This is a genomic window from Streptomyces lushanensis (assembly GCF_001700515.1).
Lineage (GTDB): Bacteria > Actinomycetota > Actinomycetes > Streptomycetales > Streptomycetaceae > Streptomyces > Streptomyces lushanensis.
In genome coordinates, this window is the sequence record NZ_MAUD01000336.1 from 1 (window position 1) to 9,321 (window position 9,321).

8 protein-coding genes are annotated in these 9,321 nt (G+C 69.7%); 5 read left to right on the top strand and 3 right to left on the bottom strand.

Features of this window, described 5'->3' with window-relative positions; all coding sequences use genetic code 11:
• The coding region (locus BFF77_RS24975) for an SbtR family transcriptional regulator (RefSeq protein WP_066953663.1) at window positions 1–486 on the top strand (486 nt) is incomplete at its 5' end.
• Window positions 487–943: 457 nt separating this feature from the next.
• Window positions 944–2,536, top strand: coding sequence for an MFS transporter (locus tag BFF77_RS24980; protein ID WP_079125477.1), 1,593 nt, complete (start codon window positions 944–946; stop codon window positions 2,534–2,536).
• A 196-nt stretch (window positions 2,537–2,732) separates the two neighbouring features.
• On the opposite strand, the gene BFF77_RS24985 is transcribed toward BFF77_RS24980, so the two are convergent.
• Window positions 2,733–3,266, bottom strand: coding sequence for a MarR family winged helix-turn-helix transcriptional regulator (locus BFF77_RS24985; RefSeq protein WP_425424426.1), 534 nt, complete (start codon window positions 3,264–3,266; stop codon window positions 2,733–2,735).
• Window positions 3,267–3,437: 171 nt separating this feature from the next.
• On the opposite strand from BFF77_RS24985, the gene BFF77_RS24990 reads away from it, so the two are divergent.
• Together BFF77_RS24990 and BFF77_RS24995 are read left to right on the top strand one after the other, a co-directional pair.
• Window positions 3,438–4,220: a dioxygenase family protein gene (locus BFF77_RS24990; protein WP_066953667.1), complete on the top strand. Its 783-nt coding sequence runs from the start codon at window positions 3,438–3,440 to the stop codon at window positions 4,218–4,220.
• 469 nt (window positions 4,221–4,689) lie between these two features.
• Window positions 4,690–5,688 (top strand): sigma-70 family RNA polymerase sigma factor, encoded by a 999-nt coding sequence (locus tag BFF77_RS24995; protein ID WP_066953669.1) that lies wholly within the window; start codon window positions 4,690–4,692, stop codon window positions 5,686–5,688.
• Between the two features lie 142 nt (window positions 5,689–5,830).
• Here BFF77_RS24995 and BFF77_RS25000 read toward each other — a convergent pair whose 3' ends face one another.
• A complete protein-coding gene (locus BFF77_RS25000) occupies window positions 5,831–6,835 on the bottom strand; it encodes a helix-turn-helix transcriptional regulator (RefSeq protein WP_066953680.1) in 1,005 nt (334 codons plus the stop codon).
• Between the two features lie 258 nt (window positions 6,836–7,093).
• On the opposite strand from BFF77_RS25000, the gene BFF77_RS25005 reads away from it, so the two are divergent.
• A complete protein-coding gene (locus BFF77_RS25005) occupies window positions 7,094–8,596 on the top strand; it encodes an MFS transporter (RefSeq protein ID WP_066953671.1) in 1,503 nt (500 codons plus the stop codon).
• A 281-nt stretch (window positions 8,597–8,877) separates the two neighbouring features.
• Here the strand turns inward: BFF77_RS25005 and BFF77_RS25010 are convergent.
• Window positions 8,878–9,321: DUF6227 family protein (locus BFF77_RS25010; RefSeq protein ID WP_245703700.1), on the bottom strand; the 444-nt coding region annotated here is incomplete at its 5' end.

A 9,321-nucleotide genomic window follows, 5' to 3' on the forward strand; every position in this document is an offset into this window, starting at 1 on the left:
CTCTACCGGCACTTCCCCGACCGCCACGCCCTCATCCACGACGTCGTGCTCTTCGTCATGGCCCGCTCGGCGGACCACGCGGAGCGCATCGCCGCCGAGGAGCCCGACCCGCTCGCCGCGCTGCGCATCTTCGTGCACACCGCGGCGGACGAGCGGATCGGGGCGCTCTGCCCGATGCTTTCGAGCACGTTCGACCGGGCGCGGCCCGATCTGCGCGCCGAGCGTGAGCGTCTCGAAGGCGCGGTCGAAGGGCTGATGGAGCGGGCACGGCAGGCGGGACGGCTCCGCGAGGATGTCGCCGTCGGTGATCTGATGGTCGCGCTGTCCCAGCTCACCCGTCCACTGCCCGGAACCGGCTGCCTCAACATGGACCGGTTCACCCACCGGCATCTCCAGCTCTTCCTCGACGGACTGGAGGCGCCCTCCCGGTCCGAACTGCCCGGCTCGGCCGCGACCCTGGAGGATCTGCGCCGCGCCGCTCCGTGACGCGCCCTGAACCATGAACTCCGGCCCCGGAGGCCCAGCCCGGCGGCCGAGAACCGAAGCCTTTACGGGCCGCCCGGCCATCCGGGCGGAACCGGCCGCCGCTGAACGTCCGCACCGGTGCGGAACGTCCCGTGGCGCCGCCGCCCAGCGGGCGTCCGAGCGATCCCGTACTCCGTCCGGTAGCCCCGTACCGGCGGTTCTCGGAAGCGCTTCCCCGGACCCGTCGGACCGTTCGGACCTGTCGGACCGTTCGGATCCGCCGGACCAACCGTTCGGATCCGCCGGACCACGTGGATCCGCCGGACCGCCCGGAACCCTCATCCCCAGACCCGTTTGTCCATCACCCGGTCACCTGACGACCTCAGTGACTCCATGACCTCGTAAGTCCGGCAGCGTCGCCTGTACTTACCGACCTACCGACTTTTTCGTCTTTCCGCATCCTTAGGTGGATACCTCCATGTCAAATTCAGCCGCCTCGGCCGAACCGGCCGCGTCAGCGCAGTCCTCGCCCTCCCCCTCGTCGGCCGCCTCGGCCGCGTCCTCCGGAGCCTCACTCCCCGACCCGGGCCGGTGGAAAGCGCTGGTCTTCATCGCGCTCGCGCAGCTCATGGTCGTGCTCGACGCGACGATCGTGAACATCGCGCTGCCCTCCGCCCAGCAGGACCTCGGCATATCCGACGGAAACCGCCAGTGGGTCATCACCGCCTACGCCCTCGCCTTCGGCGGTCTGCTCCTCTTCGGCGGCCGGATCGCCGACCTGTGGGGACGCAAGCGCACCTTCGTCGTCGGTCTGCTCGGCTTCGCCGCCGCGTCGGCGCTCGGCGGCGGTGCCACCGGTGAGGCGATGCTGCTCGGCTCCCGCGCCCTCCAGGGCGCCTTCGGCGCCCTGCTCGCGCCCGCCGCGCTCTCGCTGCTCGCGGTGATGTTCACCGACGCCAAGGAGCGCGCGAAGGCGTTCGGCATCTACGGAGCCATCGCCGGTGGCGGCGGCGCCGTGGGCCTGATCCTCGGTGGTGTGCTCACCGAGTACCTGGACTGGCGCTGGACGTTCTTCGTCAACATCCCGTTCGCGATCGTGGCCGCGCTGGGCGCGTACTTCGTGATCCGCGAGCCGGCCGGCAGCCGCAACCGCTCCGCGCTGGACATCCCGGGCGTCGTGCTCTCCACGCTGGGCCTGGTGTCGCTGGTCTACGGCTTCACCCGCGCCGAGTCCCACGGCTGGTCCGACTCCATGACGATCTCGCTCTTCGTCGCCTCCGTCGTGCTGCTGCTGGCGTTCGTCGGTGTCGAGTCGAAGGTGAAGTCCCCGCTGCTGCCCCTGCGCGTCATCGCCGACCGCAACCGCGGTGGTGTCTATCTCTCGCTGGGCCTCGCCATCATCGCGATGTTCGGTCTCTTCCTCTTCCTGACCTACTACCTCCAGGTCGTGAAGGACTACTCGGCGCTCAAGACCGGTTTCGCCTTCCTGCCGATGATCGCGGGCATGATCACGGGCTCGACCCAGATCGGCGCGCGTCTGATGACGCGGGTGGCGCCGCGGCTGCTGATGGGCCCCGGCTTCGTGGTCGCCGCGCTCGGCATGCTGCTGCTCACGCAGCTGGAGATCGGTTCCTCGTACGCCGGTCTGATCCTGCCGGCGCAGCTTCTGCTGGGCCTGGGCATGGGTACGGCGTTCATGCCGGCCATGTCGCTCGCCACCTACGGCATCGAGCCGCGCGACGCGGGCGTCGCCTCCGCGATGGTGAACACCTCGCAGCAGGTGGGCGGCGCGATCGGTACGGCGCTGCTGAACACGATCGCGGCCTCGGCCACGACCGCGTACGTCACCTCGCACGCGGCGACCACGAGCAACCGTCAGCTCCTTGAGCTGCGGGCCATGGTGGAGGGCTACTCCAGCGCGATCTGGTGGGCGGTCGGCATCCTGGCCGTCGCCGCCGCGATCGCCCTGACCTTCATCAACACCGGCCGTCCTGGCTCCTCGCCGGTCGCCTCGGGATCCGGTGCCGGCGCCGCAGACGACGAGGCGAAGGTCCCGGTCGTCATGCACTGACGACCTCACGCCTCACGGCCTCACGGCCTGCTGTACGGCTGACGGCGGCACCGGCTGCCGTCGGTACGTACGGATGATCGGTATGTGCGAACAACCGGACAGCCGAAGAAGCAGATAACCGAAGAGGCGAACAACCGAAGAGACGAAGAAGCGAAGAGAAGAAGCCAAGAACGGATCTGCCCTGGTGTCCCGCGGTTCAGCGGCGCCAGGGCAGATCCGCGCCCGTACCCTCCGGCTGAAGCCCCTCCGCCATCACCTGCATGATCTCGCCGAGCTGCTTCACCTGGTCGGGACTGAGCCGGTCGAAGATCGCCTGGCGTACGGCGGCGACATGGCCCGGCGCCGACTGCTTCAGCACCTCGTTGCCCTGGTCCGTCAGAAAGGCGTTCTGTCCGCGTTTGTCGGAGGGGCAGTCCTCGCGCCGGACCCAGCCGTGCTGCTCCAGCCTCGCCACCGCGTGGGACAGCCGCGATCTGGTGATCTTGGCGTCCTTCGCGAGCTGGGTCATCCGCATACGGCGCCGCGGGGCCCGCGCGAGATGTACGAGCAGCGCGTAGTAGATGTGCGGCATCCCGGCGTCGCGCTGCAACTGGCGGTCGAGATGGTCCTCCAGCAGTGTCGTGGCCTGGAGGTATGCCTGCCAGACGCGCTGTTCCTCGTCGCTGAGCCAGCGCGGCTCCTCGCCCGTACCGGCGCCCTCGCCGGTGGATGCCGTGGTCATGTATTCCACTCTACTCATTCTTGAAAGTTAAACTAGACCCGGATAAGCTTGTATGAGTTGAATGCTTGAGGTTTCAAGTGAATTGTGGCCTTGCGCCCAGGATTCGCGCCTCANNGCGCCTCAAGTGAACCGCCCCGAGTGGGACGACCGAGCCGCAGCCGACACAGCCCTGGAGTCGCCATGAACGCCGTCGTGGAGCGTATGCCCGCCCTCTACCTCTCCCATGGGGCCCCGCCGCTCGCCGACGATCCCGTCTGGACCGCCGAACTGGCGGCCTGGTCCGCCACGCTGCCGCGGCCCACGGCGATCCTGATGGTCTCCGCGCACTGGGAGGAGGCGCCGCTCGCGCTGGGCGCGACCGCGACCATCCCCCTCGTGTACGACTTCTGGGGCTTCCCCGAGCACTACTACGCGGTACGGTACGCCGCCCCCGGCGCCCCGGAACTCGCCGACTCCGTACGGAAGTTGCTGCGCGGCGCGGGCAGGCCCGTGGTGGACGTGCCCGACCGCGGGCTCGACCACGGGGCGTATGTGCCGCTGGTGGAGATGTTCCCGGCGGCCGACATCCCCGTACTCCAGGTCTCCATGCCCACGCTCGATCCGCGCGAGCTGCTGGAGATCGGACGCAGGCTGGCGCCGCTGCGCGACGAGGGCGTGCTGATCGTCGGCAGCGGTTTCTTCACCCACAACCTGGCGGCGCTGCGGCACACGGGCGAAGGCGTGCCCGGCTGGTCGGCGGAGTTCGACGACTGGGGGACGCGGGCGCTGCTCGCGCAGGACGTCGATGCCCTGCTCGACTTCGAGCGCAAGGCGCCGGCGGGACGGCTGGCCCATCCCCGTACCGAGCACTTCGCGCCGCTGTTCGTCACGCTCGGTGCCGCGGAGGGCGAGCTGGACCGGGGGAGGAGCGTCATCGACGGCTTCTGGATGGGTCTGGCGAAGAGGTCGGTGCAATTCGGCTGACGTCGTGCGTTGTCACTGGGGAGGGCGCGCGCGGGGCGCGTCCGAGCAACCCGCGAGGGGCGCGGAAGGTCTTTCGGGTAGGAGTTCCGGGTAGGAGCGCGGCGGAGGCGACCGCTCGCGGGCGGTCGCGGGCGGTCGCGGGCGGTCGCGGGCGGTCGCTCCTCGGGGGAGGTGGGCGTGGTGACGAGGGCAGCGGTGAGGGTGCCGCCGAATGTGACGGGTGTCACGTGGGGGCGGCGCTCGTGGACGGCGGCCGAGGTGCTGGAAATGGCCGTCGGTTCGGCCCTGACCTGGCCTTCTGTCCCTCTCTGGGGCTTCTGTCCACCCTGATCGGCGCCACAGGGTACTGCATGATCAGAAAATGCATGTACGCCATGGGAATTCTGTCCGGATTCCAGTCGTTGTTTCCTTCGGATGCAGGGCACCCGGAAGGGTGTCGCGACCTACTCAGTTCAGTAAGGGAGCTCGCATGGCAACCCGCGCCGTCGCCCGTCGTACCGCCGCCACCGGCGGGACGAAAGCGGCAAGCAGTGCTCGCGCCGTTGGCGGGGAGATCGCCGACCGCGACCTGGTCGGCATGTACCTCGACGAGATCGCGCGTACGCCGCTGCTCGACGCCGCAAAGGAAGTCGAGCTGTCCCAGACCATCGAGGCCGGGGTCTACGCCCGGCAGATTCTCGACGGAGAGGTGGAGAGCGAGGCCGGTGGGGCTTCGCCCGAGGAGCTGGAGGCGCTGGTCGCCGCCGGCGACCGTGCGAAGGACGTCTTCATACGCTCGAATCTCCGTCTGGTGGTGGCGGTCGCGCGGCGCTATCCGCGCAGTGGTCTGCCGCTGCTGGATCTGATCCAGGAGGGCAACGCCGGCCTGGTGCGAGCGGTGGAGAAGTTCGACTACGCCAAGGGCTTCAAGTTCTCGACGTATGCCACGTGGTGGATCCGGCAGGCCATCACACGCTCCATAGCGGACCAGTCCCGCACGATCCGGCTGCCCGTCCATCTGGTGGAGGAGCTGGGCAGGATCCGCCGGGTGCAGCGGGAGTTCAACCGCGAGAACGGCCGGGATCCCGAGCCCGAAGAGGTGGCCGCCGAGCTGGGCACGAACCCGGCGCGGATCAACGACGTGCTGGACTGGGCCCGTGACCCGGTCAGTCTGAACATGTCGGTGGACGATGACGGGGACACCCAGTTCGGTGATCTGCTGGAGGACACCTCCGCGGTCTCGCCCGAGCAGTCCGTGCTGACGCTGCTGCGCAGCGAGGAGCTTGAGGACCTGATAGGCAAGCTCGACCAGCGGACGGCCTCGATCATCAAGATGCGGTACGGCATCGAGGACGGCCGCGAGCGGACGCTGACCGAGGTCGGCAAGCAGCATGGGCTGACCCGTGAGCGGATCCGGCAGATAGAGAAGCACGCGCTGCTGGAATTGAAGAAGATGGCGCGGGATACAGGGTTCGACGCGGCGGCGTGAGGTCTTTTCGACGCGGCGGCGTGACGTCGCCGTCCAGTAGCCGTAGTGTCGCCCTTGCTCGTACTGTCTCTTCGTACGCACCGGCCGATTCGTCGGCCCCCATGAACGAGCCCCGGCACCAACCCCCCCCAGGTGCCGGGGCTCACCTTTCCCCTTCGTCCGAGGCCCGGTCGCTTCCGTCGGCGGTCGCGGTCGCCGCGCGGAGGAGCCTGGCTCCCAGCTCGCGCAGACAGTCCGTCAGCTCGACCGGCTGACGCACCGTGAACTCGCAGTCGACCAGTGCCAGCCGCAGCGCCAGCCACTCCAGCGAGTCGGTCGTCGTGGTCCGCAGCAGACAGGAGTCGGGGCCGGTCGGTTCGGGTGCGCCGAGGTAGCCGGGGAGCCGCGCCCTCACGAATTCCACCGGCGCCGCGAAGTTCACCTCCACCTCGGTCCGTGGCGATCTCCGTGACATCGACCGCCGCAGGAACTGCGCCGCGTCCCCGGTCGGCAGCTCACGCGGGCTGAACCGGGATCCGGTGGCGAAGGGCTCGCTGATCCGGTCGACCCGGAACGTACGCCAGTCCTCCCGTCCGAGGTCGTAGGCCACCAGATACCAGCGCCAGCCGGTGGAGACGAGTCGGTACGGCTCGACCTGCCGTTTCGTCTCCGTACCGTCCACCGAGCGATAGCCGAAGCGCAGCCGCTCGCCGCCCGCGACGGCTCCGGCCATCACCGTCAGGGTGCGGGGATCGATGGTCGCGCCGTCGCCCCGGGTGAGCGGGATCGTGGCGGTCTGGAGGGTGAAGACACGGTGCCGCAGCCGCGACGGGAGCACCTGCTCCAGCTTGGCGAGGGCCCGTACGGATGCCTCGTCGACGCCCTCGATGGCATGGCCGGCCCCGGCCCGCAGCCCGACCGCGATGGCGACGGCCTCCTCGTCGTCGAGGAGCAGCGGAGGCATGGCGCTGCCGGCGACCAGCCGGTAGCCGCCGATGGCGCCCTTGGTGGCCTCGACGGGGTAACCGAGGTCGCGGAGCCGGTCGATGTCGCGGCGGATGGTGCGCGGGCTGACGCCGAGACGGTCCGCCAGCTCGCTGCCGGGCCATTCGCGCGGGGTCTGGAGGAGGGAGAGCAGACTGAGGAGCCGCGCCGGGGTATCGGTCATGCGGTCCATGATGCGCTTCATCTAGGACATGGATTGACCTAGATCGTTCTTAGCGTGTGACGCATGAGTTCTACACGAGCCGTACTGGATACGGCTTCCGAGTCCGCCCGTGACGCCTCCGCCGCCGGTCCTGGCCCTGGTGCCACCAGTGCGTCTGCCGAGTTCGCCGGGGCCGGTTCCGGTCCTGCTCCCGGACCTGGTCCTGCCCCCGGTCCTGGTTCGGCCGACCGCCGTCGCTGGCTGGCCCTCGCCGTCGTCATGACCGCGGCCTTCATGGACCTGGTCGACGTCACCATCGTCAATATCGCCATCCCGAGCATCGAGCGCGATCTCGGAGCCTCGTTCGGAGCGATCCAGTGGGTCACCGCCGGATACGCGCTGGCCTTCGCCGCCGGACTGATCACAGGCGGTCGGCTCGGTGACATATACGGCCGCAAGCGGCTCTTCCTGATCGGTATCACCGGCTTCACGGTCGCCTCCGCGCTCTGCGGCCTCGCCGCCGACCCGGCGATGCTGGTGGGATCCCGGCTGCTCCAGGGCGCGATGGCCGCGCTGATGGTGCCGCAGGTACTGGCGATCATCCATGTCACCTTCCCCGCGCACGAGCGGGGCAAGGTCTTCGGGATGTTCGGCGCGGTCGTCGGCCTCGGCGCGGTCTCGGGACCGCTGCTCGGCGCGCTGCTCACCCAGTGGAATCTGTTCGGCCTGGAATGGCGTCCGATCTTTCTGATCAATCTCCCGGTGGGTGTCGCGGGTGTGGTGCTGGGCCGGAGGTTCATCACCGAGTCCCGGGCACCCAAGGCGCTCAGGCTCGATCTGGTCGGGGTGGTGCTGGTCACCGCGGCCCTGCTGATGCTGATCTATCCGCTCACGCGGGGGCGTGAGCTGGGCTGGCCGCTGTGGGGGCATCTGTGCATGGCCGGCAGCCTGGTCGTCCTCACCGGCTTTGTGGCCTACGAGCGGCACAAGACGCGCAAGGACGGTTCACCGCTGGTCGAGCTGTCGCTGTTCCGGGTGAAGAGCTTCGCCGCAGGTGTGGCCGTGCAGCTCACCTTCGGTGTCGCGCTGGGCATCTTCTTCCTGGTCTGGACGCTCTACATGCAGATCGGACTCGGCTGGAGCCCGCTGCGGGCCGGGCTGACCGGTGTGCCGTTCTCGGTCGCGGTCTCGGTGGCGGCCGGGCTCTCCGTACAGAAACTGGTGCCGCGCTTCGGACGCAAGGTGCTTCAGGCCGGGGCTCTGACGATGGTGGCGGGGCTGCTGCTCTACATCTGGGAGGCCGGACGGTACGGGCTGGAGATCCACTCCTGGCAGATGGCGCTGCCGCTGGTCGTGATGGGCCTCGGTATGGGACTGATCGTGGCGCCGCTGACGGACGCGGTGCTGTCGGGCGTACCGCGCGAGCACTCGGGCTCGGCGTCCGGTCTGATCAACACCACGCAGCAGATGGGCAACGCGCTGGGGCTGGGACTGGTGTCGGTGGTGTTCTTCGGAGTGGTCGACGACCGGCTCGCGACCGGGGGAGCGGGCGCGACAGGTGCGGCGGACGCGGCGTCCCCGATGGGCGCGACGAGCGCGGCCTTCGCGGACGGATTCCAGCACGCGCTGTGGTGGGTGGTGGCCGTGCTCGCGGTCATCTTCGCGGTGATGTTCGCGCTGCCGGCCCGGCCGCAGGAGCACACGGAGGCGGAAGCGAAGGAAGCAGAGGAGGGGGCGAGGGGGACCGAGGCGGCCGACGGCGCCGTGGTCGGGGCGCGCTAGGTCCTGTCCGGCGGTCGGCGGCGCTCCCGTACCTCCGATCCAGCCCGCGGTCCTGCCGGCCCCCGGCCCTGCCTGTCGGCCCGCCGAGGGCGGGTCGGCAGGTGGAGCCGGGACGGACGCCGAGGTCCCGTTGGCCGTACGAGCCGCCTCCGGCTCGTACGGCCCCTCCCTCAGCCGGCTCGTACGGCCCTCCCGGGGCCGCCACGACAGCTAACGCGGCTTTCCCCCGCCACTCCGGCCCACCGGGTCACGCACCACCCCCACGGCCCTTCCGCGCCGTCTCACAGCACCCGCGCGCGGAGCTCCATGGCTTCGCGCGCGGCGCTTTCCGACTCGTACACCTCGCACATGTGCCGACCGTCGGGCGTCGCGGTGTGCTCCACCTCCCAGAGGCTCATCTCGCTGCCGTCGATCAGCAGGAAGGCGTGCTCGTAGAGCATGAACCCGGCGTCCTTGCCCTCGACCTGGCACTGCTGACCGAAGACCTGTGTGATGTGGTGGGCGAAGGCCGTCCGCAGCAGTCCCGCGGTCTCCTCGCCGGGCCGGTCGGCGTTCTCCGCCCGGCGCAGCACCCGGCGCGCGTGGTCGGTGGAGTTGTCCGGGAAGTATCTGCGGGGCCGGGGCACCGGAGGCAGCGCGCGCAGCCCGCGGAGCAGGGCGAGATGGGCATCGATCTCGGCCGTGCGCTCGGACTCCAGCTCCGCGAGCAGACTTGCCGCGACATC